At 68.0% G+C, this 23815-nt stretch carries 23 protein-coding genes; 16 read left to right on the top strand and 7 right to left on the bottom strand.

Features of this window, described 5'->3' with window-relative positions:
• Positions 1–139: 139 nt before the first annotated feature.
• The 3 genes from rplI to radA all read left to right on the top strand — a co-directional run bounded on the left by rplI (position 140) and on the right by radA (position 3779).
• Positions 140–589: a 50S ribosomal protein L9 gene (rplI, locus tag LRK53_RS07410; protein ID WP_027492789.1), complete on the top strand. Its 450-nt coding sequence runs from the start codon at positions 140–142 to the stop codon at positions 587–589.
• A 299-nt stretch (positions 590–888) separates the two neighbouring features.
• The gene (locus LRK53_RS07415; RefSeq protein ID WP_027492788.1) at positions 889–2283 is read left to right on the top strand and encodes a replicative DNA helicase; all 1395 of its coding nucleotides are present in this window, start codon (positions 889–891) and stop codon (positions 2281–2283) included.
• Positions 2284–2393: 110 nt separating this feature from the next.
• The gene (gene radA, locus LRK53_RS07420; RefSeq protein ID WP_235642596.1) at positions 2394–3779 is read left to right on the top strand and encodes a DNA repair protein RadA; all 1386 of its coding nucleotides are present in this window, start codon (positions 2394–2396) and stop codon (positions 3777–3779) included.
• 32 nt (positions 3780–3811) lie between these two features.
• Here radA and LRK53_RS07425 read toward each other — a convergent pair whose 3' ends face one another.
• Positions 3812–4612 (bottom strand): cytochrome C assembly family protein, encoded by an 801-nt coding sequence (locus LRK53_RS07425; protein WP_027492786.1) that lies wholly within the window; start codon positions 4610–4612, stop codon positions 3812–3814.
• A gap of 96 nt (positions 4613–4708) precedes the next feature.
• Here LRK53_RS07425 and ffh point away from each other — a divergent pair, with 96 nt between their 5' ends.
• The 5 genes from ffh (at position 4709) to rplS (ending at position 8345) form a co-directional block, all read left to right on the top strand.
• A complete protein-coding gene (ffh, locus tag LRK53_RS07430) occupies positions 4709–6088 on the top strand; it encodes a signal recognition particle protein (RefSeq protein WP_027492785.1) in 1380 nt (459 codons plus the stop codon).
• A 253-nt stretch (positions 6089–6341) separates the two neighbouring features.
• Complete coding sequence (gene rpsP, locus LRK53_RS07435) at positions 6342–6596, top strand: 30S ribosomal protein S16 (RefSeq protein ID WP_007510510.1); 255 nt, start codon at positions 6342–6344, stop codon at positions 6594–6596.
• A 2-nt stretch (positions 6597–6598) separates the two neighbouring features.
• Positions 6599–7114, top strand: a complete 516-nt coding sequence (gene rimM, locus LRK53_RS07440) for a ribosome maturation factor RimM (RefSeq protein WP_027492784.1) — start codon at positions 6599–6601, stop codon at positions 7112–7114.
• 19 nt (positions 7115–7133) lie between these two features.
• The gene (trmD, locus tag LRK53_RS07445; RefSeq protein ID WP_027492783.1) at positions 7134–7907 is read left to right on the top strand and encodes a tRNA (guanosine(37)-N1)-methyltransferase TrmD; all 774 of its coding nucleotides are present in this window, start codon (positions 7134–7136) and stop codon (positions 7905–7907) included.
• Positions 7908–7952: 45 nt separating this feature from the next.
• Positions 7953–8345, top strand: coding sequence for a 50S ribosomal protein L19 (gene rplS / locus LRK53_RS07450; RefSeq protein WP_027492782.1), 393 nt, complete (start codon positions 7953–7955; stop codon positions 8343–8345).
• 98 nt (positions 8346–8443) lie between these two features.
• Here rplS and LRK53_RS07455 read toward each other — a convergent pair whose 3' ends face one another.
• Both LRK53_RS07455 and epmB read right to left on the bottom strand, forming a co-directional pair.
• A complete protein-coding gene (locus LRK53_RS07455; RefSeq protein WP_027492781.1) occupies positions 8444–10486 on the bottom strand; it encodes an EAL domain-containing response regulator in 2043 nt (680 codons plus the stop codon).
• A gap of 133 nt (positions 10487–10619) precedes the next feature.
• Positions 10620–11636, bottom strand: coding sequence for an EF-P beta-lysylation protein EpmB (gene epmB / locus LRK53_RS07460; protein WP_235642597.1), 1017 nt, complete (start codon positions 11634–11636; stop codon positions 10620–10622).
• A gap of 117 nt (positions 11637–11753) precedes the next feature.
• Here epmB and efp point away from each other — a divergent pair, with 117 nt between their 5' ends.
• From efp to folE2, 7 genes are all read left to right on the top strand, one after another.
• Complete coding sequence (efp, locus tag LRK53_RS07465; RefSeq protein WP_235642598.1) at positions 11754–12320, top strand: elongation factor P; 567 nt, start codon at positions 11754–11756, stop codon at positions 12318–12320.
• A gap of 232 nt (positions 12321–12552) precedes the next feature.
• Positions 12553–13884, top strand: coding sequence for a TRZ/ATZ family hydrolase (locus LRK53_RS07470; RefSeq protein ID WP_027492779.1), 1332 nt, complete (start codon positions 12553–12555; stop codon positions 13882–13884).
• 14 nt (positions 13885–13898) lie between these two features.
• Positions 13899–14153: a YciI family protein gene (locus tag LRK53_RS07475; protein ID WP_027492778.1), complete on the top strand. Its 255-nt coding sequence runs from the start codon at positions 13899–13901 to the stop codon at positions 14151–14153.
• A gap of 78 nt (positions 14154–14231) precedes the next feature.
• Entirely contained in the window at positions 14232–14960 is a 729-nt protein-coding gene (gene ubiG, locus LRK53_RS07480) for a bifunctional 2-polyprenyl-6-hydroxyphenol methylase/3-demethylubiquinol 3-O-methyltransferase UbiG (RefSeq protein ID WP_027492777.1), read from the top strand.
• Entirely contained in the window at positions 14957–15637 is a 681-nt protein-coding gene (gene gph / locus LRK53_RS07485; RefSeq protein ID WP_027492776.1) for a phosphoglycolate phosphatase, read from the top strand. Before ubiG ends, gph begins: the two co-directional genes overlap by 4 nt.
• A complete protein-coding gene (locus tag LRK53_RS07490; protein WP_235642599.1) occupies positions 15634–16488 on the top strand; it encodes an isoprenoid biosynthesis enzyme family protein in 855 nt (284 codons plus the stop codon). Before gph ends, LRK53_RS07490 begins: the two co-directional genes overlap by 4 nt.
• A gap of 109 nt (positions 16489–16597) precedes the next feature.
• The gene (gene folE2, locus LRK53_RS07495; protein WP_027492775.1) at positions 16598–17545 is read left to right on the top strand and encodes a GTP cyclohydrolase FolE2; all 948 of its coding nucleotides are present in this window, start codon (positions 16598–16600) and stop codon (positions 17543–17545) included.
• A 122-nt stretch (positions 17546–17667) separates the two neighbouring features.
• On the opposite strand, the gene yidD is transcribed toward folE2, so the two are convergent.
• Positions 17668–17910 (bottom strand): membrane protein insertion efficiency factor YidD, encoded by a 243-nt coding sequence (gene yidD, locus LRK53_RS07500; RefSeq protein ID WP_221174207.1) that lies wholly within the window; start codon positions 17908–17910, stop codon positions 17668–17670.
• A gap of 145 nt (positions 17911–18055) precedes the next feature.
• Here yidD and dksA point away from each other — a divergent pair, with 145 nt between their 5' ends.
• Positions 18056–19237 carry an RNA polymerase-binding protein DksA gene (dksA, locus tag LRK53_RS19420; RefSeq protein ID WP_425504537.1) on the top strand — a complete coding sequence of 394 codons (1182 nt, stop codon included), beginning with the start codon at positions 18056–18058 and terminating at the stop codon, positions 19235–19237.
• A gap of 127 nt (positions 19238–19364) precedes the next feature.
• Here the strand turns inward: dksA and LRK53_RS07510 are convergent, their stop codons facing one another.
• The 3 genes from LRK53_RS07510 to cysS all read right to left on the bottom strand — a co-directional run bounded on the left by LRK53_RS07510 (position 19365) and on the right by cysS (position 23707).
• Positions 19365–21461: a TonB-dependent receptor gene (locus LRK53_RS07510; RefSeq protein WP_027492772.1), complete on the bottom strand. Its 2097-nt coding sequence runs from the start codon at positions 21459–21461 to the stop codon at positions 19365–19367.
• Positions 21462–21758: 297 nt separating this feature from the next.
• A complete protein-coding gene (locus LRK53_RS07515) occupies positions 21759–22193 on the bottom strand; it encodes a SufE family protein (protein ID WP_027492771.1) in 435 nt (144 codons plus the stop codon).
• A gap of 143 nt (positions 22194–22336) precedes the next feature.
• Positions 22337–23707 (bottom strand): cysteine--tRNA ligase, encoded by a 1371-nt coding sequence (gene cysS, locus LRK53_RS07520; RefSeq protein WP_027492770.1) that lies wholly within the window; start codon positions 23705–23707, stop codon positions 22337–22339.
• Between the last annotated feature and the right edge of the window lie 108 nt (positions 23708–23815).

Here is a 23815-nt window from a genome sequence, read left to right on the forward strand (position 1 = left end):
TTGGGGATTCGGAATTCGGTAGAAGCGGCGACTCGCCGCATCGCGCCTTTCCGAATCCCGTCTCCCGAATCTCCGCCCTTCGGACAACCGTCCTCTGGCTGCGTCGGGCCACACCGGCGCTAACGAACAGGAAAGCATCATGGAACTCATTCTTCTGCAGAAAGTCCGCAACCTGGGCAACCTCGGCGACAAGGTCGTGGTGAAGCCGGGCTACGGCCGCAACTACCTGCTGCCGCAGGGCAAGGCCGTGCGCGTCAATGCCGCCAACCTGGCCGCGTTCGAGCAGCGTCGCGCCGAATACGAGGCGAAGGCCAACACCATGCTGGCCAATGCCGAGTCGCGCAAGGCCAGGCTGGCCGAGGTCGCGGTGACCATCGCCGCGCACTCCAGCGCCGAAGGCAAGCTGTTCGGCTCGGTCGGCCCGCGTGACATCGCCGAGGCGCTGGCCGCCGCCGGCCACGAAGTCCACAAGAACGAAGTGATCCTGGGCGAAGGCCCGCTGCGCAACGTCGGCGAGTACGACGTGGTGGTGAACCTGCACGCCGACGTGCAGACCACGGTCAAGGTGATCGTGGTCGGCGACAAGTAAGCCGTACGCCATCCGCGCGATGGGACCAACGGGCGCCGCGAGGCGCCTGTTTGTTTTTGGAGGGCCGAGATTCGGGATTGGGGATTGGGGATTCGTTGAAAGCGGATGCCGCAGGTTTGCGCGGGAGTCGCTTGTCCGAATCCCGAATCCCGCATTTATCCCCAGCCGTCCCCAACATATCCACAGGGTTGTTGTATCGAAAGTTGAGACGCCGCCGCGCATCATGGTGTCCGTGGGGTTACCCGCGACCTGTCGGCGCATGGCGCGCCGCTCGTGGGGCCATTCCCAGAGGTAAGTCGATGTCCTTCGTGCCCGAACGCAAACCCTCGTCGCCCGCCATCGAGGCGCTGCGGGTGCCGCCGCATTCCATCGATGCCGAGCAGGCGGTGCTGGGCGGCCTGATGCTGGCGCCGGACGCGCTGGACAAGGTGGCCGACCGCCTCGGTGAGGACGATTTCTACCGCAAGGACCACCGGCTGATCTGGCGCGCGATCAACGAGCTGGCGAACAAGGGCATGCCGTGCGACGCGGTGACCCTGGGCGACTGGTTCGAGAGCAACGGCCTGGCCGAGATGGTCGGCGGCGCCGGCTACCTGATCGAGCTGGCCAACAGCACGCCCAGCGCGGCCAACATCGCCGCCTACGCGGAGATCGTGCGCGAGAAATCGGTGCTGCGCCAGCTGATCGATGCCGGCACCTCGATCACCGAGGACGGCTACCGGCCCGAGGGCAAGAGCGTGCACGAGGTGCTGGAAAGCGCCGAGCAGCGCGTGTTCCATATCGCCGAATCCGGCGCACGCGGCAAGAAGGATTCGGTCTCGATGCGCGAGGCGGTGAAGGACGCGTTCCGCCTGCTCACCGAGCGCTACGAGAACCGCGGCCAGCTCACCGGCGTGAGCACCGGTTTCACCGACCTGGACAAGCTCACCTCCGGCTTGCAGCCATCGGACCTGATCATCGTCGCGGCGCGCCCCTCGATGGGCAAGACCGCCTTCGCGCTGAACATCGCCGAGGCCGCCGCGCTGGGCGGCAAGAAGGCGGTGGTGGTGTTCTCGATGGAAATGTCCTCCTCGCAGCTGGCGTTCCGCCTGATCTCCTCGGTCGGCCGCATCCACCAGCAGCACCTGCGCAACGGCACTCTCGAAGAAGAGGATTGGCCGCGTGTCTCCAACGCCATCGCGCTGTTGTCCGAGGCGAAGATCTTCATCGACGACACGCCCAGCCTGTCGCCGGTGGAACTGCGTTCGCGCGCGCGCCGGCTGCACCGCGAGCATGGCGGGCTGGGCCTGATCGTGATCGACTACCTGCAGCTGATGCAGGTGCCCGGCAACAAGGAGAACCGCGCCACCGAAATATCGGAAATCTCGCGTTCGCTGAAGGGGTTGGCCAAGGAACTGAACGTGCCGGTGATCGCCCTGTCGCAGCTGAACCGGTCGCTGGAGCAGCGCGCCGACAAGCGCCCGATGATGTCCGACCTGCGCGAGTCCGGCGCGATCGAGCAGGACGCCGACGTGATCATGTTCATCTACCGCGACGAGTACTACAACAAGGAATCGCCCGACAAGGGCATCGCCGAGATCATCATCGGCAAGCAGCGCAATGGCCCCACCGATACCTGCAAGCTGACCTTCCTTGGCCACTACACCCAGTTCGTGAACTACGCGTCGGACTCGTTCGTCGGCTCGTTCGACTGAGCGCAAGGAAACCACGCGGCGAAAACGGACAGCTTTTCGCGCCGATGCGTCTCGCCGTCTGCGATGATCGCGTGCCAAGCTCGCCTCTACGTATTCAGCCGGGAACCCGCATGGCCAAGGCCAAGACCGCCTATGTCTGCACCGATTGCGGTGCCGAGCATCCGAAGTGGCAGGGCGCGTGCGCCGAGTGCGGCGCGTGGAACACGCTCAGCGAGATCGTGCTGGCGCCGGCGTCGGCGGCGAAGCCGTCGGTGGGCGCGCAGCGTTCCAGTTACGCCGGCGCCGCCGCGGGCGCGCCGCGTATCACGCCGCTGACCGCGGTGGCGCTGACCACCGAGGCCCGCACGCTGACCGGCATCGGTGAGCTGGACCGCGTGCTCGGCGGCGGCCTGGTGCAGGGCTCGGTGGTGCTGATCGGCGGCGATCCAGGCATCGGCAAGTCGACCCTGCTGCTGCAGATGCTGGGCACGCTGGGCGGGCAACTGCCCAGCGTCTACGTCACCGGCGAGGAGTCGCTGGCCCAGGTGGCGGCGCGGGCGCAGCGCCTGGGCCTGCCGCTGGAGCCGCTGCAGGCGCTGGCCGAGACCTGCATCGAACGCATCCTCGAACAGGCGGCGGCGACGCGGCCGCGGGTGCTGGTGGTCGACTCGATCCAGACCATCTGGACCGAACTGCTCACCGCCGCGCCCGGCTCGGTGTCGCAGGTACGCGAGTCGGCGGCCAAGCTCACCCGCTACGCCAAGGAAACCGGCACCAGCGTGTTCCTGGTCGGCCACGTCACCAAGGAAGGCGGCATCGCCGGTCCGCGCGTGCTGGAGCACATGGTCGACGCGGTGCTGTATTTCGAGGGCGAATCCGGTTCGCGCTTCCGCGTGCTGCGCGCATTCAAGAACCGCTTCGGCGCGGTCAACGAGCTGGGCGTGTTCGCGATGGGCGACAAGGGCCTGCGCGAGGTGCCGAACCCGTCGGCGATCTTCCTGTCCACGCACGCGGGCCCCACGCCGGGCAGCGCGGTGATGGTCACCCGCGAAGGCACCCGGCCGCTGCTGGTGGAGGTGCAGGCGCTGGTGGACCAGAGCTCGCTGGGCAACCCGCGCCGGGTCACCCTGGGCCTGGAACAGAACCGGCTGGCGATGCTGTTGGCGGTGCTGCACCGGCACGGTGGCGTGGCGGCCTACGACCAGGACGTGTTCGTCAACGTGGTCGGCGGCATCCGCGTGCAGGAGACGGCGGCCGACCTGCCGGTGCTGCTGGCGGTGCTGTCCAGCTTGCGCGACCGGCCGCTGCCGGAGCACACCATCGCCTTCGGCGAAGTGGGCCTGTCCGGCGAGATCCGCCCGGTGCCGAACGGCGAGGAGCGCTTGAAGGAGGCCGCCCACCACGGTTTCCGCCGCGCCATCGTGCCGAAGGCGAACGCACCGAAGAAAGGGCGCGTGGGCGAGATGGAAGTGGTCGGGGTGGAGCGGCTGGGCGAGGCGATCGACGCCTGCCGCTGAGCGGCCCAGCGACTGACGGCCGGCGTGCGTGCTCAGGGCACCGTGCGGTGCAGGATCAGCTCCAGCACGAATTTCGAGCCGAAGAATGCCAGCACCAGCACCGCCATGCCGATCAGGGTCAGGTTGACTGCGCGGGTGCCGCGCCAGCCATGCCGCCAGCGGCCGTACAGCAGCACGCCGAACACCAGCCAGGCGCCGATCGACAGCACGGTCTTGTGCGCCAGGTGCTGGCCGAACAGGTTGTCGACGAACAGCACGCCGGTGAGCAGGGTCAGCGTGAGCAGCACGAAGCCGGCGCTGATCAGACGGAACAGCAGGGTTTCGGTCAGCGTCAGCGGCGGCAGCGCGCGCAGCCAGCGGCCGAGCTGGCGATGGCGCAGGGCGCGCTCCTGCAGCGCCAGCATGATCGCCAGCACGGCGGCGATCGACAGCACGCCGAACGCGAGCAGCGCCACCGTCACGTGCAGCTTGATCTGCCAGTCCATTGGCTGCGGCAGGGTGGGCGGCGCCAGGAAGCTGTCCAGCGCGAGCAGCGCGGCGGTCAGCGGAAACACGATCACGCCGAGCGCGGCGACCGGGCGCGAGACGTTCACCAGCAGGGTCAGCGCCGAGACGACGAATGCGACCAGCGACAGCGCGGCGAAGAAGTGCAGGTCCAGCGCGCCGCGATGCATGCCGAGCAGGATGCCGGCGTGGATCAGCACCGCGGCGCCGGCCAGTGCCAGCGCCAGCCGGTTCAGCGGCTGGCCGCCGCCCAGCAGCGGGCGCGCCAGCCCGGCGGCGGCAGCGAGGTAGAGCGCGATGGCGAACAGGGCCAGAACGTGGATGGTCATTGCCGGGCAGTGTCGCACAGGGTCGTGCCGGCTTGCATGCGGAGTGGGGCGATCCGTCCGCTATAATCGGCTGCTTTCCCGTTTGCCGGTCCCGTCATGTTCGAGTCGCTCAGCCAACGCCTTGCCACCACCGTCAACCGCCTGCGCGGCCGCGGCCGGCTGACCGAAGAGAACATCCGCGAAGCCCTGCGTGAGGTGCGCATTGCGCTGCTGGAAGCCGACGTGGCGCTGCCGGTGGTGCAGGCGCTGATCCAGCGGATCAAGGTGCGCGCGGTCGGCCAGGACGTGATCAAGAGCCTGTCGCCGAGCCAGGCGCTGATCAAGGTGGTCAGCGACGAGCTGACCGTGGTGATGGGTACCGCCAACACCGAACTGAACCTGGCCCAGCAGCCGCCGGCGGTGGTGCTGATGGCGGGCCTGCAGGGCGCCGGCAAGACCACTACGGTGGCCAAGCTGGCGCGGCTGCTGACCGAGCGCAAGAAGAAAAAGGTGATGGTGGTGAGCTGCGACGTCTACCGTCCGGCCGCGATCGAGCAGCTGCGCACGCTGGCCGAGCAGGTCGGGGTGAAGTTCTTCCCGTCCGCGACGGGCCAGGATCCGGTGCAGATCGCGAAGGACGCCATCGCCGCCGCGCGGCGCGAGGTGGTCGACGTGCTGCTGGTCGACACCGCCGGCCGCCTGCACGTGGACGAGACGATGATGGCCGAGATCAAGGCGCTGCATGCCGCGATCACGCCGATCGAAACCCTGTTCGTGGTCGACTCGATGACCGGCCAGGACGCCGCCAACACCGCCAAGGCATTCAACGAGGCGCTGCCGCTGACCGGCGTGATCCTCACCAAGACCGACGGCGATGCCCGCGGCGGCGCGGCACTGTCGGTGCGCTACGTCACCGGCAAGCCGATCAAGTTCCTCGGCGCCGGCGAGAAGACCGACGCACTGGAGCCGTTCCATCCGGACCGGCTGGCCCAGCGCATCCTCGGCATGGGCGACGTGCTGAGCCTGGTCGAGGAGGTCGAGCGCAAGGTCGACCAGGACAAGGCGCAGAAGCTGGCCCAGAAGGTGATGAAGGGCAAGCGCTTCGACCTGAACGACATGAGGGACCAACTGGAGCAGATGGGCAACATGGGCGGCCTGGCCGGCCTGATGGACAAGCTGCCGGGCGTGTCCAGCCTGCCGGACAGCGTCAAGTCCAAGGTCAACGACGGCGAGATGAGGCGAATGATCGCGATCATCGGCTCGATGACGAAGAAGGAACGTCGCCACCCGGATCTGCTGAACGGCTCGCGCCGCGCGCGCGTGGCGCGTGGTTCGGGTACCCAGCCGGCCGACGTCAACCGCCTGCTGAAGCAGTACATGCAGATGGAAAAGATGATGTCCAAGCTGTCCAAGGGTGGCAGCAAGGGCCTGCTGCGGCAGATGCGCGGCGCCATGAAGGGCATGGGCGGCATGGGTGGGCTGCCGCCGCTGCGCTGAGGAACCCCTACCCGAAGCCGACCGTCATTCCCGCGAGGCGCTTTTCAACGGCCGAAGGGCCGGTCAAGCGGGAACCCATTTTGACTTTTGCGGCCAGAGCAAGATGGATTCCCGCTCTCGCGGGAATGATTCCGGTGCGGGGCTGTCATGTCGCGAAAGCCTTCCCTTTTCCCGAAAATCCGCTAAAATGCCCCGTTTCCCGCGCACGACTCTCGTGCGCCTGCCGCTGATTCGGCAATTCTGGAGTTCTACCATGGTCAAGATTCGTCTTTCGCGCGGTGGCGCCAAGGGCCGTCCGTTCTACCACGTCGTCGTGACCGACCAGCGCAACAAGCGCGACGGCCGCAATATCGAGAACGTGGGCTTCTACAACCCGGTCGCGGCGGGCAAGGACAAGCGCCTTGAGCTGAACGTCGCGCGCGTGCAGGAGTGGGTCGGCAAGGGCGCCCAGCTGACCGACAAGGTCGCCGCCCTGGTCAAGGAAGCCGGCAAGCAGCAGGCTGCCTGAGTATGACTGCAGCCGGTCGGCGCGTCCTGATCGGGCGCATCGTCGGACTGTATGGCGTGCAGGGCTGGCTCAAGATCGAATCCTGGGCCGAGCCGCGCATGCGGATCTTCGACTACCAGCCGTGGCTGCTCGGTGCAGCGCCCGGCACGGAGACGCAGGTCAGCGAAGTGAAGGGTCGCACGCAGGGCAAGGGGCTGGTGGCCCATCTGCCTGGGGTGGACGACCGGGAGCAGGCAGCGGCGCTGGTCGGTACCGACATCCATGTCGCCCGCGAGCAGCTGCCGCCTCCTGCGGAAGGCGAGTATTACTGGGTCGATCTCGAGGGACTTGAGGTCGTCACCACGGAAGGCGTGAAGCTGGGGCGGGTCAGTCACCTGTTCGCCACCGGCGCCAATGACGTGGTGGTGGTGAGGGACGGCGAGCGCGAGCGGCTGGTTCCCTTCGTCCAGGGTTCGTATGTGCGTTCGGTGGATCTGTCCGCAGGGCGCATGGTGGTGGACTGGGATCCCGAATTCTGAAAGCTGGAGTTTGAGGCCCATGCGCATCGATGTCGTCAGCCTGTTTCCCGACTTCGTGCGCCAGTGCGCCGCGGTCGGTGTGGTGGGACGCGCGCAGCAGCGCGAGCTGCTGCAGGTGGAAACCTGGAACCCGCGCGACTACGCCACCGACCGGCATCGCAGCGTGGACAGCAGCTCGTATGGCGGCGGTCCCGGGATGGTGATGATGATCGAGCCGTTGCGCACGACCCTGGCGGCCATGCGTGCGGCGGCACCGGAACCGGTGCATCTGGTTTATCTCAGTCCGCAGGGAGCGCGGCTGACGCAGGGCAGGGTGGAAGCGCTGGCGAAAATGCCGCGCGTCGCCTTGCTCTGCGGGCGTTATGAAGGTGTGGACGAGCGTCTGCTGGCGCACGAGGTCGACGAGGAGCTTTCCATCGGCGATTATGTGCTGTCCGGCGGCGAGCTCGCCGCCGCGGTGGTCATCGACGCGGTGGGGCGCTTGCAGGATGGCGCGTTGAACGATGCGCAGTCGGCCGAGCAGGATTCATTCTCGGATGGCCTGCTGGATTGTCCGCACTATGCAAAACCGGTGCACGATGCGCTGGGTTCCGTGCCGGAGGTGCTGCTGTCCGGCGACCATGCGGCGATTGCCCGCTGGCGCCTGAAGCAGTCGCTGGGACGGACCTGGTTGCGGCGGCCCGACTTGTTGTCACAGCGGGGGCTGGATGCGCCATCCCGGGCCCTGCTGGATGAATTCCGCCGTGAACACGCCTCGCGAAGGCCGACACGGCAAGACGATGCGACCGGTTGACGGTCGCAGCCATTGATATCGCAAACGTGAACCGACAGGTGCGCCATGAACAAGATCATTGAACAGTTCGAATCCGAGCAGATCACCCGCCAGCTGCCGGAATTCAACCCCGGCGACACCGTGGTGGTCAACGTCAAGGTGAAGGAAGGCAACCGCGAGCGTGTGCAGGCGTTCGAGGGCATCGTCATCGCCCGGCGCAGCCGCGGCCTGCATTCGGCCTTCACCGTGCGCAAGATCTCGCACGGCACCGGCGTGGAGCGCGTGTTCCAGGCGCACAGCCCGGCCATCGACTCGGTGACGGTGAAGCGCCGGGGCAAGGTGCGCGGCGCCAAGCTGTACTACCTGCGTGGTCTGGAAGGCAAGGCTGCTCGCATCAAGGAAGACGTCGCCGCCGCTGCCGCCGCCAAGGCCAACGCGAAGGCTGCTGCTGCCGAGTAATTCGCCCGGCGATCGCCGTGGCATGAAAAACCCGCGGAGCGATCCGCGGGTTTTTTCGTGCTTCCGGGGCGGCTGGCGGCGCGCTTTGCCGCAGGCCGTCACTCCAGGCGTTGCGGCTGCTGCAGGAAATTGCCCTGCACGAAATCCACGCCGCAGGCGAACAGCAGCGAGGTGCTGGTGGCGTCCTCGACCCATTCGGCGATGGTCAGGCGCTTCAGCTCGTGGGCCTGCTGGCAGATCTCGGTCACCTTCTTCTGGCTTTCCGGGTGCTGCGGCAGGTCAGCCATGTAGCTGCGGTCGATCTTCAGGTAGTCCGCGTCGATGTGGTTGAGCAACTGGAACGAGTTCAGGCCCGAGCCGAACTGCTCCAGCGCGAAGCGGCCGCCCACTTTCTTCCAGCCGTTGACGAACTCCTGGGCCGGGCGCAGCAAGGTCATCACCTTGCTCTCGGTCATCTCCAGCACCAGTTGGCCGCGCTTCAACCCGGCCCGCTTGAGCCGATCGCCCAGCCACGCCAGCAACTTGTCGTCCTGTAGCGAGGCGGCGGTGAGCTTGATGAAGAACGTGGTCTGCTGGCCCAGGCCCTCGCGCGCCTGCAGTGCCCTGATGGCCTGGTCGAGCACCCAGCGGTCGATCGCGCCGGTAAGCCCGTGCTTCTCGGCGATCGGCATGAAGAAGCCGGGCAGCACCTCGCCCTGCGGGCCGTTCATGCGCAGCAGGATCTCCGAATAGTCACCCTCGGCGTCTTGCAGGCTGATGGTCTGCTGATGATAGAGCACCAGGCCTTCCCCGGTGAGCGCCTTGCGCAGCAGTTCCAGCCAGTAGCGCTCGCGTTCCTCGTCGGCCTTTTCGCGCGCGGCCGGGTCATGCAGCTCCACCTGGCTGCCGCCCAGGCTCTGCGCGGTGCGCAGGGCCTGGCTGGCCTGGTTGAGCAGCAGTTCGGCGTTGGCGTTCTTTTCGCCCAGCAGGCTGCCGCCGATGCTGGCGGTGACCGTGATCGAGCGCGAGCCGGCGTCGAAAATCTCGTTGCTGACGCTGTGTTGCAGCCTGGCGATCCACTCCTTGATCGCCTCGTCCGGACGCGCATCGAGCACCACGCCCAGGGTGTGCTCGGCGAGCATGCCGGCGACATCATCGGCGCCGAGCAGCATGCGGATGCGGTCGGCGAAGCCGGCCAGCAACTCGTCGGCCTTGCCCAGGCCGATGCCGCCCACCAGCGAGGCCCAGTTGTCCGGCTCGACCAGCAGCAGCGACTGGCCCTTCTTGCCCTTCGCCGCGGCGGTCACGGCATCATCGATGGATTCCAGCATGCGGGCGCGATTGAACAGGCCGGTGACCGGGTCGCGCTGCAGCTGCTCCAGCACCGTCTGGTCGACCAGTTGCCGGCGGAACACGATCTGCAGGCAGGACTCGCCCTCGAAGGTGGCCGGCGCGAACTCCACCGTGGCGTCGAACTGGCTGCCGTCGGCGCGGCGCGCATGCAGGGTGAGCTGGGATGGTGTCTTCTCCTGCCGCGCGTGTCCGCGCAGCAGGGTCTTGAACTCGTCGGCATGGGTCGAGTCGATCATGTCCAGCACCGGCAAGCCGAGCAGGTCGTCGAAGCTGTCGTAGCCGAAGGTTTCCAGGTAGGCCTGGTTGGCGCGCACGTGCATGCCCTCGTGCACGTAGGCGATCGCGTCGGTGGAGGAGTCGAGCAGCGCGTCGCAGCGCCGCTCCGATTCGCGCAGGGCGGTTTCCAGGCGGCGGACCTGGCGGCGCGTCTGCAGCGAGTCGAACTCGCGCTGCAGCACCGCGATCAGCTGCTTCGGCTGGCTGCGCGAGGCGACGCCGCGGGCACCGTGCACGAACAGATCCGCCACGATCTGGTTGTCGATCGTGTTGACCAGTCCCAACAGCGAATAATCGCGGCCGTAGGCATCGAGCACCTTGACCGCCTCTTCCAGGGTGATGCCGGTGATCGCCGGGTCGAACATCACCACGTCCGGTTCCAGCTCGTTCACCGCGGCCTGCATCTGCTCGACGTTGGTGGCGCGGGCTGGCCGCACGGCAATGCCGGTGTTGCGCAGCAGGCTGATGATCTGCTCGGCCTCCTCCAGCGAGCTTTCGACGAAGAGGATCTTGATGACGAAATCTTTTTTCATGGGGCGTGACGCTGTCCGTTGTTCATCGCGGGCGGTGCTGGACGGTCGGCGCATTTGGCCGCAGTGACCGTTTGTAACGGATTCCGCCAGCAGCCGCCAGCGGGAAAATCATGCGACGGGCGCCACTGCCGCTTTACAGCGGCCGTTTGGAGGCGTCGCCGCCCACCTCGCGCACCAGTCGGGGCACCAGGTAGCCCGGCAGGCGGGCGCGCAGCGCTTCCACCAGGACCAGGGCGCGGTGGTCGTCGACCTCGAAGTGCGCGGCGCCCTGTACGCGGTCGAGCTGGTGCAGGTAGTACGGCAGCACGCCAGCGGCGAACAGCCGCTCGGACAGCTCGGCCAGCGCGTTGGCGTCGTCGTTGACCCCGCGCAGCAGCACCGACTGGTTCAGCACGGTGGCGCCGGCCGCGCGCAGCCGGGCGCAGGCGGCGTCGACGCTGGCGTCCAGTTCGTTGGCATGGTTCGCGTGCAGCACCACCACCTTCTGCAGCGGCAGCGCGCCCAGCCAGCCGGTGAAGGCGTCATCGATGCGCTCCGGCAGCACCACCGGCAGGCGGCTGTGGATGCGCAGGCGGATGACCTGCGGCAATTCGGCCAGGCCGCGGCCCAGTTCCTCCAGTTTGGTGGTGGCCAGCGCCAGCGGGTCTCCGCCGGACAGGATCAGCTCGCTAATCGAGGGGTCCTGGCGCAGATGCTCCAGCGCCTGCTTCCACTGGCCGGCGGCGGCCATCTCCTCGCCATACGGGAAGTGACGGCGGAAGCAGTAGCGACAGTTGATCGCGCAGCTGCCGCTGGCGATCAGCAGGGCGCGCCCGTGGTACTTGTGCAGCACGCCGCGCGCCTCACGCGCTGCCATGTCGCCGACCGCATCGGTAACGAAGCCGGGCACCTCGTCCAGCTCGACCAGTTGCGGCAACACCTGCAGCAGCAGCGGATCGCGCGGATCGCCGTGGCGCATGCGAGCCACGAAGCCGCGCGGCACGCGCAGCTGGAAACCGGCGTCCGCCGGCGGCAGCTGGCCGGCGAGATGCTGCAGCCCGAGCAGGTCCAGCAGTTCGCCAGCATCGGTGACAGCCTCGCGCCACAGCTGGCGCCAGTCGGCGGCCGGGGCGTCCGGCGTAATGCGTGCGGCAGGGCTTGCGGTTATCATGTGTGGCCTTGTCTGGGCCGGCCGGCCCGTCAAACCATCTATTTTAGCCGCCGGCAGCGGCGCAAGGGCCCGTTTCGGGCCCTTGAACATTGAAATTCATATATCGGAGCGCACTGCATGGCCACCGCCGGTCTCAACGACGTCAAGAAGGGTATGAAGATCCTTCACAACAACGATCCGTGGATCATCACCGAAGCCGAGTTCATCAAGCCCGGCAAGGGACAGGCGTTCACCCGCATCTTCATCCGCAACCTGAAGACGGGGCGCACCACCGAGCAGACGATGAAGTCCAGCGATTCGTTCGAGGTGGCGGACATCACCGACACCGACATGCAGTACCTGTACTCCGACGGCGAGTTCTGGCACTTCATGCACCAGGAATCGTTCGAGCAGCACCAGGCCGGCAAGACCGGCGTCGGCGACACGGCGAAGTGGCTGAAGGGCGAGGAAGAGTGCGTGGTCACGCTGTTCAACGGCGAGATCATCGCGGTGCAGCCGCCGAACTTCGTCGAGCTGAAGATCACCGAGACCGATCCCGGCGTGCGCGGCGACACCTCCGGCGGCGGCGGCAAACCGGCCACGCTGGAAACCGGCGCGGTGGTGCGCGTGCCGCTGTTCGTGGGCACCGACGAGGTGATCAAGGTCGACACCCGCACCGGCGAGTACGTCAGCCGCGTCAAGTGACGAACCGGCGCGCGGGCTGTGCCCGCGCCTTTGCCGGTTCGTCATCCCGGCGAAGGCCGGGATCCAGTGAAGTACTCGTGCGCAGCACGCCAAACCCTTCACCCGGCTGCACGAGAGCCCTGGACTCCGGCCTATCGCCGGAATGACGATGCCGAGACATGACGATTCTGGGGCGGACGCCGCAAGGTGCGCCGCCCCGTCTCGTATTTATCCCTTGCACAGTGAGTGAGCGATGAGCCAGATGCCTCCGCAGCCCGTCGACCTGATGATCGAAGCGCGCTGGGTCGTCCCGATCGAACCGCATGGCGTGGTGCTCGACAACCACGCCGTCGCCGTCGACGGCGGCCGCATCGTGGCCGTGCTCCCCATGGCCGAGGCGCATGCCGCCTACGCGCCGCGCGAGCGTGTTTCGCTTTCCGAACACGCGTTGATTCCCGGTCTGGTCAACAGCCACACGCACAATCCGATGACCCTGCTGCGCGGCCTTGCCGACGACCTGCCGCTGATGGTGTGGCTGCAGCAGCACATCTGGCCGGCCGAGGCGAAGGTACTGGGGCCGGAGTTCGTGCGCGACGGCGTGGAACTGGCGGTGGCCGAGATGCTGCGCGGCGGCACCACCTGTGCCAACGAGAACTACTTCTTCCCCGACGTGATCGGCGCCACTTACCGCAAGCTGGGTTTCCGCGCGGTGGTCGGCCTGCCGGTGATCGAATTCCCCACCGCCTGGGCGAAAAGCCAGGACGAGTACTTCGAACGTGCCGGCGAGGTGTACGACAGCTTCCGCGGTGACCACCTGATCAGCACCGCGTTCGCGCCGCATGCGCCGTATACGGTGTCGGACGAGAGCTTCGAGCGCATCCGCGTGTTGTCCGACCAGCTCGACATCCCGGTGCACCTGCACACGCACGAGACTGCGCACGAGGTCGAGGACGAGAAGGCCAGGAGCGGGCTGCGCCCGTTCCAGCGGCTGCAGAAGCTGGGCCTGGTCAACGACCGCCTGATCGCGGTGCACATGACCCAGCTGACCGACGGCGAGATCGCCGCCTGCGCCGCCGCCGGCGTGTCGGTGGTGCATTGCCCGGAGTCCAATCTCAAGCTCGCCTCCGGCTTCTGCCCGGCGGAAAAACTGCGCGTCGCCGGGGTCAACCTGGCGCTTGGCACCGATGGCTGCGCCTCCAACAACGACCTGGACATGTTCGGTGAGATGCGTACCGCCGCGCTGCTGGCCAAGGCGGTGGCCGGCGACGCCGCGGCGTTCGATGCGGCGTTCGCGCTACGTGCGGCCACGCTCAACGGCGCGAAGGCGGTCGGACTGGAGGCGAAGATCGGCTCGATCGAAGTCGGCAAGCAGGCCGACTTCGCCGCCGTGCGATTGAGCGACCTGGAAACCCAGCCGCTGTTCCACGTCGTCTCGCAGCTGGTCTATGCCACCGGCCGCCATCAGGTCAGCGACGTGTGGATTGCCGGCAAGCGCAAGCTGGCCACGCGCGAACTGGTCGGCATGGATACCGTCGCGATCCTGGAGCGCACGCGCGCCTGGCGCGAGCGTATCGCCTCGGCCTGAAGCGGAGTCCCTCGATGAACCGTTACCTGGTCCTGCTGATCCGCCGGCCGCAGCTCGATCCCGCCGCGGTACCGCTGCATCTGGCCTTCCTGCAGGGCTTGCGCAAGGAGGGCCGGGTCGAGCTGTCCGGCGGCTTCAGCGACAAGTCCGGCGGTGCCTACCTGCTGCGTGCGGCCGACCTGGCCGAGGCGACCGCACTGGTGCACCGCGATCCGGCCCACGTCAGTGGCGGTTGGGACATCACGGTGTACGAGTGGCAGGCGGTTTGATCTGAGCGGGAGAATCAACAGGGAGTCATCCATGGCCGCACTTTCCAATAGACTCATGGGCTCACCGTGGACTCGAACATGACCACCGCCAACGTCAACCCCGCCGAGATCGCCCGCTTCGACAGCCTGGCGGCACGCTGGTGGGATCCCGATGGCGAGTCGCGCCCGCTGCACGACCTCAACCCGGTGCGCGCGGCCTACGCCGCCGCCCGCGTCGACCTGTGCGGGGCGAAGGTCGCCGACGTCGGTTGCGGCGGCGGCCTGCTCAGCGAGGCGCTGGCGCGCGCCGGCGCGAAGGTCACCGGCATCGACCTGGGCGGGAAGGTGATCGAGGTCGCGAAGCTGCACCTGCATGAATCCGGCCTCGCCGTCGATTATCGCGTGCAGTCCTCGACCGAACTGGCGGCGGCCGAGCCGGCGAGCTTCGACGCGGTGTGCTGCATGGAACTGGTCGAGCACGTACCCGACCCACAGGCATTGGTCAACGACCTGGCTGCGCTGCTGAAGCCAGGCGGGCGGCTGTTCATGTCCACGCTCAACCGCACGCCGGCCGCGTTCGGCGCGGCGATCGTGGGCGCGGAATACGTGATGCGCCTGCTGCCGCGCGGCACCCACCACTACGCGCAGTTCCTCAAGCCGTCCGAGCTGGGCCGCCTGCTGCGCCACGCCGGGCTGGAGCTGGAGGATGTCTCCGGGCTGGCCTACAACCCGCTCAGCCGCAAGGCCTGGCTGAGTTCGATCACCGCGGTCAACTACGTGCTCAGCGCACGTCCCACGGGGACTTCCTACGGTCGCAAACCGGCATGAAGCCCTTGCCCGAGAACATCCAGGGCGTGCTGTTCGACCTGGACGGCACCTTGCTCGACAGCGCTCCCGACCTCTATGCCGCGCTGCTGGCGCAGTGCGCGGAAGAGAACGTGGCGCCGCCGCCGTATGCAGCGGTGCGCGAGGTGGTGTCGCGCGGTGCGCGCGCTGTGCTGCGCACCGCGTTCGCCGCGTGTGGCGAGCCGGCGCTGGAGGCGCTGGTGCCGCGCTATCTGCAGTTGTACCAGGACGTGATGGCGCAGCAGACGCGTGCGTTCGACGGCATCGACGAGCTGCTGGCGCGGATCGAGGCGCACGGCCTGCGCTGGGGCATCGTCACCAACAAGGCGGGTTTCCTCACCGACGAGCTGGTGGCCCGCATCGGCTGGGCGGGGCGCGCCGGTGCGGTGGTCTCGGGTGACACCCTGGCAGTAAAGAAGCCGGACCCGGCGCCGGTGCTGCTGGCCTGCGAGCGTGCCGGCGTGGCGCCCGCGCAAAGCCTGTTCGTCGGCGACGACCGTCGCGACGTACAGGCCGGCGCGGCGGCCGGCCTGTACACGGTGGCGGTGAGCTGGGGCTATCTCGACGGCGGCGATCCCCACGACTGGGGCGCCGATGCCGTGCTGGACCACCCGGCCGGGCTGGTCGAGCTGCTGAAACTGCAACCGGTAGTCGCATGATCGAACTGGTCGAACAGAACGCGGTACTGCAGGGCTTCATCGACAAGTGGCTGGCGGTGCAGCCGCAGCAGCGCGTGGCGCTGGCCTTCGTCGATGGCCGGCATTATCCCGGCCACGTTGCATTGGCCGCGCTGGAGCAGGAACTGCTCGGCGCCGCCTACGGCATCCGCGAACCGCTGGTGGCCACCGCCAAGCTCAACTGGTGGGCCGAGGAACTGGCCGGCGCGCCAGCCAGCGGCGGGCGTCACCCGCTGAGCCAGGTGCTGTTCGACGACGAGCGCGCGCATGCCATCGCCAGCGAGCTCTGGCTGGCGCCGGTGCTGGCCGCGATGGCACAGCTGGAACAGGGCACCGCCGCCGACTTCCCCGCACAGATCGAAGCCGCGCTGCCGCTGCACGGTGCGCTGGCCGCGCTGGAAACCGCCTGGTGGTACGGTGCCGAGGCGTCGCCGGCGCAGGCGTCGCGGGTGGCCGTGCTGAATCATCTGCTGCATGCGCTGGTGCGGCTGCAGCAGGATGTCGAGCGCGACCGCCTGCCGCTGCCGATGGCGTGCCTGGCGCGACATGGCCTGAGCCGCGCGCAGTTGCGTACGGCCGGCGCGGCGCGGCAGCAGGCGGTCAGGGCGCAATTGGGCGACCTGCTGGCCAGCTGGCAGGAGTCGTCCACGCTGGCCGGGCCGCTCAGCGTGTTTCGCGCGCTGGAATCGCGTCATGCCAGCAGTCTGGCGCGGCGGGCGGCGCGTGCCGGCGACGCGCTGGCAGTACTGCAGGCCGGCCAGTCGCGCACCGTGCTGACCACCGCGCTGCAGGCCTGGCAGGCGGCGCGCGCATGGCGCCGGTACGTGGCGTAAAACGGCCACGGACGCAGCGTTTCCACCACGCCACTATTGCGCGGCCGCCTGCCTGCCCCAAGATTGTCTGCTTCACGGCGCCCGCTCGCCGATGCCAGGATTCCCCATCATGCCGAACCAGGAAAATACCGCCCGCCTGCTGCCCGATGTCGCCGTGCACGCGCAGCCGCATCTTGCCGGCGCGCTGGACTGGGTCGGCATGGCCGACATCCAGGTGCCGGTGCTGTTCGACGCCGGCGATGGCCAGGTGCAGCGTTCCAGCGCCCGGGTCGGTGCCTTCGTCAACCTGAGCCGGCCAGACAAGCGCGGCATCCACATGTCGCGGCTGTACCTGCAGGTCGAACAGGCGCTGAGCACGCAGACGCTGGATGCGTCGATGCTGCACGCGCTGCTGCGCGGCTTCCTCGATTCACACAAGGATCTGTCCGACCGGGCCTGCCTCAGCATCCAGTTCGAGCACCTGGTGCGCCGCCCCGCGCTGAAGAGCGCCAACAGCGGCTGGCGCGCCTACCCGGTATGCATCGAGGCCAGCCTCACCGGCGACGAGTTCCTGCTCGAGTTCGGCACCGAGGTGGTCTATTCCTCCACCTGCCCGGCCTCGGCGGCGCTGTCGCGCCAGCTGATCCAGGACCAGTTCGCCAGCGACTTCGATGCCGGTCAGCCGCTCGACCATGCTGCGGTGCTGGCCTGGCTCGGCAGCGAGCGCGGCATCGTCGCTACCCCGCATGCCCAGCGCAGCGTGGCGCGCCTGCGCATCCGCCTCGTGCCCGGCGCCGACTTCCACCTGATCGGCTTGATCGATCGCGTCGAGCATGCGCTAGGCACGCCGGTGCAGACCGCGGTGAAGCGCGAGGACGAACAGGCCTTCGCGCTGGCCAACGGCGGCAACCTGATGTTCTGCGAGGATGCCGCCCGACGCATCCAGAAGGCACTCGACACCGATGCCGCGCTCGGTGATTTCCATGTCCGCGTCGAGCACCAGGAAAGCCTGCACCCGCACGATGCCGTGGCCTATGCGAGCAAGGGCGTGGAAGGCGGCTACGGCTCCACGCCGTGACGATCGCTCCGTGACGATCGCTGCCGCTTGCGCCGGTCCGGCGTCGGCGGCCATCCCGAGCTAGCCGCGCTTCACGCGAGACGGGGGCGGCCTCGCGGCGACGACTCCGTATTCCGGAACGGTCAGTGCGCCTCGGGAGAATCTACGTGGTGGCGACAGCGGGAAAAATGGAAGTGCTCGGGCACCGGATCCTCGCCGCCATCGCACAGCGGCTGGCAGCGCAGCACGCGCCAGCCGGCCAGCAAGCTGCCGCGCCACGGGCCGAAGCGGGTGACCGCAATCCGTGCATAATCGGAGCAACTGGGGTGGAAGCGGCAGCGCGGGCCGAGCAGGGGACTGAGCCAGCGCTTGTACAAACGCAGCATCCACAGTATCAATCGGGTCAGGACATTCACGGTGCCGGAGCGGCCAGCGATGGGTAGTGGTACAAGTATTCCAGATGCGAGCTTGCCGGTGTAGGACACATGGGCTATAACACCCGGCCGCCACGGCCAAAAACGGTGAAGGGATATGGCGAAAACGACGCGTAGTTCGACCGCTGCCAAGGCGCAGAAGGGCAAGTCTCCGACAGGGAGCAGGGGCGCCAGGTCGAAGCCGGCCGCAGGCAGGGAACGGCCGGTGAAGAGCGCCGCCAAGGCCGCGCCGAAGAAGGCCGTCGCCAAGCCGGTGGCGGCGAAGAAGCCGGCCGCCAAGCCCGTGGCCGGGAAAGCCGCCGCCAAGTCGCCGGCGAAGAAGTCCGTCGTGAAGAAGGTGACGGTGAAGAAATCCGCGATGAAGAACGCGCCGGCGAAGAAAGCCGTCGCGAAGAAGCCTGCCTTGAAGAAGCCTGCCGTGAAGAAAGTTGTCGCGAAGAAGCCTGCCGTTACGAACGCCAGGCCCGGGAGCGGCGCTGCGGTGAAGAAGGTCGCGAAGCCGGCGACCAAGGTGGTCGCCAAGAAGGCGGTGCCGGCGAAGCCGGTGGCGAAACCCGCCGCCAAACCCGCCGCCAAACCCGCCACCCGGCCGAACCCGCCGGCCGAACCCGCTGCAAAATCCGTTGCCAAACCGGCAGCGGTCGCCGTCAACCACGTGTCCCCGGCGCCTGCCAGCACCCTGTTCAAGGGCAAGGTGGCGAGCGCAACCGCCATGGTGATCCCGCGTGCAACCCAAGGTGCCGCAGGTCACGCCCCTCCCCACAAAAGTCCGAAAAATTCGTCGTCCTCAATGAACAAATCCGCTGCAACGAAACTCGACAACGGCATCACCCGCGAAGATGGCCGGTATGCGCTGCCGTCCACCAGCATCATCAACCTGCCCAAGGGATACCACCCCTCGCTTGCCGAGGAGTACATGAACCCGATGCATCTGGCCTACTTCCGCAACAAGCTGCGCGACTGGCGCGATCAGCTGGTGGAAGAGTCGCGCCAGACTATGGACAACCTGCGCGAGGAAGTGCGTGACGTCGGCGACGAGGCCGAGCGCGCCACGCGTGAAACGGAGAACTCGCTGGAGCTGCGCACCCGCGACCGCTACCGCAAGCTGATCTCGAAGATCGACAAGGCGCTGCGCCGGATCGAGGAGGGCAGCTACGGCTTCTGCGAGGAGACCGACGAGGAAATCGGCATCGACCGCCTCGATGCGCGCCCGATCGCCACGCTGTCGCTGGATGCGCAGGAACGTCGCGAGCACCTGCAGAAGCAGATGGGCGACTGATCGCCGCGCCATCCCTGCGGCCAGGGATGGCGTCGTTGCCCACATCCACCATCAACAAAACCCCCGAACCTCGCGGCTCGGGGGTTTTGTTTTTTTCCGGGCGGGCTCGCGCCCGCCGCGGTCGACGCTAGAACTGGTAGCGCAAGGTCAGGTTCGCGCCACGCGGCGCGCCCGGCAGGTTGAGGTTCGGGCTGGTGCCGTGGGCGGACACGATGTAGCGCGTGTCGAACAGGTTGGTCAGGTTGAGCTGCAGCGAGACCGGCCCGGTGCGGTACTGCGCCATGAGGTCGGCGGTCACGTAGCCGGGCAGGGTCACCGTGTTGCCCGGGTTGGCCTGTCGCGCACCGACCAGGTTCAGGCCGCCGCCCAGTTGCCAGTGCTCCGCGAACGCGCGGGTGATCCACAGGTTGCCGCTGTGGCGCGGGGTGAGGGTGGCGCGCTTGCCCTGCACAGGGCGCCCGGCATCCCTGGCCACGGAACGGGTGACGCGCGCATCCAGCCAGGCGTAGCCGGCGAGCAAGCGCCAGCCGTCCGCCAGGTCCGCGGCGGCGCTCAGCTCGACGCCGCGCGTGCGTTGTGTGCCGATCGTCAGCACTTTCTGCGTGACCGGATCGGTGGCCTTGATGCCGCTGCGCTCCAGCTCGAAGATCGCGGCGTTGAAGGTGACGCGTCCGTCCAGCAGGTCGTACTTCGCGCCGACCTCGGTGTTGTGCGTGCGCTCGGGTGCGATGTCAGCATTGCTCGCCGCGAGAGCGAACGCCTCGCCGGAAGGCTGGAACGAACGACTCCAGGACACGTAGTAGGACTGCATGGCGGAAGGCTGCCAGACCACGCCCACGCGCGGGCTCAATGCCTTGTCGGTGCGCGCGAGGTTCCGCTGGCCCGGCAGGTGGTTTTCCGTCCTCTGGCGAAAGCGGTCGTAGCGCACGCCCAGCAGGGCTTTCCACTGCGAACCCAGGCTCAGCAGATCCTGCAGGTAGACGGCGCTGGTGTCGAAGATGCCAAGGTTGTCGGCGGCCGGCGCGCGAGACACCTGCAGCGGCAGTACCGGCAGCACCGGATGGAACAGGTCGACCACGGCCACGCCACTGGCGCTGCGATTGAGCTGGGCCTTGTCCTGCCGCCCCAGTTCCAAGCCGTAGAGCAGGTCGTGGCTGAGCGTGTCGCCGGCCAGGCGCTGGCTGAGTTCGGTCTGGTTGAACCAGCCGTGCTCGTGCCGGTCGACGTTGGAGCGGTTGAGTGAAACGGTTCGCGCGTTTTCGTTGACGCTGCCCGGCAGCGTGTTGTTGCGGTCGAGCTTGTAGTCGTACCAGCGCATGGCGTTGCGCAGCGTCAGGTCGTCGCTGAAGGCGTGGGTCAGGGTCGCGGTGGTCGAGGTCACGGTCGACTCGCTGGTGTCGACATCGCGCGCGTTGGCTGCGCCGTAATAGGTTTCCCTCGGCACGTCGACCGGGCGCCCGTGCCAGGCCGGAATGCCGAAATCGGTGACGCGGCGGTCGTTCAGGTAATCGGCCTGCAGCAGCAGCGTGGTGTTGCTGCCGGGATGCAGCAGCACCGAGGGAGCCACGGCGCGGCGCTTGAGGAACTGCGGGTCGCGATAGCCGTTGGCGTCCTCGACCGCGCCGGTGAGGCGCCACGCGCTGCCGGCGTCGCCGAAGCGCCGGCCGACGTCCAGTTCGCCGCGGCGATCGGCCCAGCTGCCGTAGCTGAGCGCGACCTGGCCGCCGTCGGTGCCCGGCTGCCGCGTGATGCGATTGATCAGGCCGCCCGACGAGCCGCGTCCGTACAGCACCGACGCCGGCCCTTTCAGCACCTCGATGCGCTCGATGTTGGAGAGGTCGCGGAAGTACAGCGCGTCGTCGCGCAGGCCATCGACGAACTGGTCGGCGATCGCGGTGAAGCCGCGGATGGAAACCTGGTCGCGCTGGCCGTCACCAGTCGAGAAACCGACGCCGGGCACGTTCTTCAGCGCATCCTGGATCGAGGTGGCGTGCTGGTCGCGCAGCACGCTGGCCGGAACCACGTTCACCGTCTGCGGCACGTCGCGCAGGGCGGCGGCGATTTTGGTGGCGCTGGTGGCGTCCGGCACGCGGTAATCGCCGGGGTGGGTGGCCTGCACGTTGACGCCGGGCAGCAGTTTGGCCTGGTCGGGGGAAGCGTCGGCATGGGCCCAGGGCGAGCCCAGGATGGTGAGCAGGGCGAGGGAGAGAGGCAGCAGGCGCATGGAAAAATCCTGGGCAGCAGTGGGCCACGCGCATCCCTCGCGGGGGCGCGATGAGCACACAGGGGTTGGCGCCGGGCCGGCGTGGCGCTGGCTGGCTCAGGCCGCGGCGAACGGATGGAACGCTTTCATCGTTGCCGGCCGGGAGCGGTCAGCAAGTTGTTGCGAATTATTCTTATTTTCGCGAAGGGCGTCAACACTGCATTGAATGGACGCACCGTGCGGTGTGCGACAGGTATCGCTGCGGGTTGCAGGCAACGGCGAAGAGGGCGGAAGACGCGTGGCGTCCCCGCTTTGTGATCAGCCACCGCCTGCCGCGGCGGCGTAGCCCTTCAGCTTGGCCAGCATCGCGGCCAGGCCGTTCGAGCGGGTTGGCGAGAGATGCTTGGCCAGGCCGATCGTGCCGATGAAGGCCGGCTCGGTGGCGAGAATCTCCGCTGCGGGGCGGTCGGAATAGACGCGCAGCACCAGCGCGATCAGGCCGGACACGATCGCCGAATCGCTGCTCGCCTCGAAGTGCATGCCCGACGCATCGCCGCTGGGCACCAGCCAGACCATCGACTGGCAACCGTGCACGCGGTACGCCTCGGTCTTGTACTCGTCCGGGAACGGCGGCAGCTGCCGGCCGAGATCGATCAGATACTGGTAGCGCTCGGTCCAGTCGCCCAGGAAGGCGAATTCCTCGGCGATGCCCTGCTGGGTCTGGTCGGTGCTGGTGGTGGCGGTGGCGTTCATGCGTCCATTATCGCGCGCAGCAGGGCGGGAGATGAAATGTGTAGGAGCGCACCCCCGGATCGAGTCCGGGGCAGGCTCTGTGCGCGATGCTCCTCGCCACGTGACGGAAGGCATCGCGCACAGGGTGCGCTCCTACACGTGCGTCACGGCTTGGCGATGCTCCAGCGCGTGCCCTGGGCGCTGTCCTCGATCGCGATGTGCATGGCAGCCAGCTCGTCGCGGATCGCATCGGCGCGCGCGAAGTCGCGGGCCGCGCGGGCGGCCTGGCGCTGCTGCAGCAGGTCCTCGACGTGCGCCGCATCGACAGCCTCTTCGCCGCGGCGGAACCAGGCCTGCGGGTCCTGCTGCAGCAGGCCGAGCACGGCGCCGCCGCCGAGCAGCGCGGCCTTGGCCTCGGCGCTGCCGGACTGGCGCGCCGCGTCGGCCAGCACAGACAGCTCGGCCAGCGCCTGCGGCGTGTTGAGGTCGTCGCACAGCGCCGCCTCGATACGCTCCGGCACCGGCAGTTCGCCAGCCGGCAGCTCGATCGCGGCCAGGTCGCGCAGCACGCGATACCAGCCGTCCAGCGTGCTGGTCGCCTGCGCGATGGCGGCTTCCGACCAGTCCAGCGGCTGCCGGTAGTGGCCGCTCAGCAGGCGCAGGCGCAGCGCCTCGGGCGGATGCTGCTTGAGCAGCTCGTGCACCAGCAGCACGTTGCCCAGCGACTTGGACATCTTGCGACCGTCGAAGGTGAGCATGCCGTTGTGCATCCACCAGCGCGCGAAGGTCTTGCCGCCGTGCGCGCAGGTGGACTGGGCGACCTCGTTCTCGTGGTGCGGGAACAAGAGGTCGACGCCGCCGGCATGGATGTCGATGGTCTCGCCCAGGTGCGCCGCGCTCATCGCCGAACACTCGATGTGCCAGCCGGGGCGGCCGCGGCCCCACGGGCTGTCCCAGCCGGGCAGCTCCGGCGTGGACGGTTTCCACAGCACGAAATCGCCAGGGTTGCGCTTGTACGGGGCCACTTCCACGCGGGCGCCGGCGATCAGTTCCTCGGGGTCGCGGCCGGACAGCTCGCCGTAGGCCGGAAACGAGCCGACGTCGAACAGCACGTGGCCTTCGGCGGCGTAGGCATGGCCGCCATCCAGCAGGCTCTCGATCATCGTGATGATGGGGCCGATGTGGGTGGTGGCGCGCGGCTCGACGTCCGGCGGCGCCACTCCGAGCTCGGCCATGTCCTCGCGATAGGCCTGCGCGAAGCGCTCGGTGATCGTGCCGATCGGCACGCCCTGCTGCTGCGCGGCGGTGTTGATCTTGTCGTCGACGTCGGTGATGTTGCGCGCGTACGTCACCTGCGGGTAGTGCCGCCGCAGCAGCCTCACCAGCACATCGAACACCACCGGCCCGCGCGCATTGCCGATATGCACGTAGTTGTAGACGGTGGGGCCGCACAGGTACATCGTCACGCGCTCGGGATCGAGCGGGGCGAACGGTTCGGTGCGGCGGGTCAGGCTGTTGTAGAGCGAAATCGGCATCGGTGGAATCCGCAACGAGGGGGCCGGCCGGCGGCAGCGCGGCCAGCCCGGCATCTTAACAAGGTGTAAGCGGACGAGTCGCGCAAGCGCCCGGGGGATGGGTTCTAA

The sequence above is a fragment of the Rhodanobacter thiooxydans genome, from assembly GCF_021545845.1.
Lineage (GTDB): Bacteria > Pseudomonadota > Gammaproteobacteria > Xanthomonadales > Rhodanobacteraceae > Rhodanobacter.

Bases quoted from the DNA above. Each gene is read 5' to 3' on its own strand.
- cysS (WP_027492770.1), bottom strand. From the start codon at position 23,707: ATGCCGATTTCGCTCTACAACAGCCTGACCCGCCGCACCGAACCGTTC.
- dksA (WP_425504537.1), top strand. From the start codon at position 18,056: ATGGCGAAAACGACGCGTAGTTCGACCGCTGCCAAGGCGCAGAAGGGC.
- LRK53_RS07470 (WP_027492779.1), top strand. From the start codon at position 12,553: ATGAGCCAGATGCCTCCGCAGCCCGTCGACCTGATGATCGAAGCGCGC.
- radA (WP_235642596.1), top strand. From the start codon at position 2,394: ATGGCCAAGGCCAAGACCGCCTATGTCTGCACCGATTGCGGTGCCGAG.
- folE2 (WP_027492775.1), top strand. From the start codon at position 16,598: ATGCCGAACCAGGAAAATACCGCCCGCCTGCTGCCCGATGTCGCCGTG.
- yidD (WP_221174207.1), bottom strand. From the start codon at position 17,910: ATGCTGCGTTTGTACAAGCGCTGGCTCAGTCCCCTGCTCGGCCCGCGC.
- LRK53_RS07515 (WP_027492771.1), bottom strand. From the start codon at position 22,193: ATGAACGCCACCGCCACCACCAGCACCGACCAGACCCAGCAGGGCATC.
- efp (WP_235642598.1), top strand. From the start codon at position 11,754: ATGGCCACCGCCGGTCTCAACGACGTCAAGAAGGGTATGAAGATCCTT.
- epmB (WP_235642597.1), bottom strand. From the start codon at position 11,636: ATGATAACCGCAAGCCCTGCCGCACGCATTACGCCGGACGCCCCGGCC.
- rimM (WP_027492784.1), top strand. From the start codon at position 6,599: ATGACTGCAGCCGGTCGGCGCGTCCTGATCGGGCGCATCGTCGGACTG.
- LRK53_RS07455 (WP_027492781.1), bottom strand. From the start codon at position 10,486: ATGAAAAAAGATTTCGTCATCAAGATCCTCTTCGTCGAAAGCTCGCTG.
- ffh (WP_027492785.1), top strand. From the start codon at position 4,709: ATGTTCGAGTCGCTCAGCCAACGCCTTGCCACCACCGTCAACCGCCTG.
- ubiG (WP_027492777.1), top strand. From the start codon at position 14,232: ATGACCACCGCCAACGTCAACCCCGCCGAGATCGCCCGCTTCGACAGC.
- LRK53_RS07510 (WP_027492772.1), bottom strand. From the start codon at position 21,461: ATGCGCCTGCTGCCTCTCTCCCTCGCCCTGCTCACCATCCTGGGCTCG.
- LRK53_RS07425 (WP_027492786.1), bottom strand. From the start codon at position 4,612: ATGACCATCCACGTTCTGGCCCTGTTCGCCATCGCGCTCTACCTCGCT.
- trmD (WP_027492783.1), top strand. From the start codon at position 7,134: ATGCGCATCGATGTCGTCAGCCTGTTTCCCGACTTCGTGCGCCAGTGC.
- rplI (WP_027492789.1), top strand. From the start codon at position 140: ATGGAACTCATTCTTCTGCAGAAAGTCCGCAACCTGGGCAACCTCGGC.
- rpsP (WP_007510510.1), top strand. From the start codon at position 6,342: ATGGTCAAGATTCGTCTTTCGCGCGGTGGCGCCAAGGGCCGTCCGTTC.
- gph (WP_027492776.1), top strand. From the start codon at position 14,957: ATGAAGCCCTTGCCCGAGAACATCCAGGGCGTGCTGTTCGACCTGGAC.
- rplS (WP_027492782.1), top strand. From the start codon at position 7,953: ATGAACAAGATCATTGAACAGTTCGAATCCGAGCAGATCACCCGCCAG.
- LRK53_RS07490 (WP_235642599.1), top strand. From the start codon at position 15,634: ATGATCGAACTGGTCGAACAGAACGCGGTACTGCAGGGCTTCATCGAC.
- LRK53_RS07415 (WP_027492788.1), top strand. From the start codon at position 889: ATGTCCTTCGTGCCCGAACGCAAACCCTCGTCGCCCGCCATCGAGGCG.
- LRK53_RS07475 (WP_027492778.1), top strand. From the start codon at position 13,899: ATGAACCGTTACCTGGTCCTGCTGATCCGCCGGCCGCAGCTCGATCCC.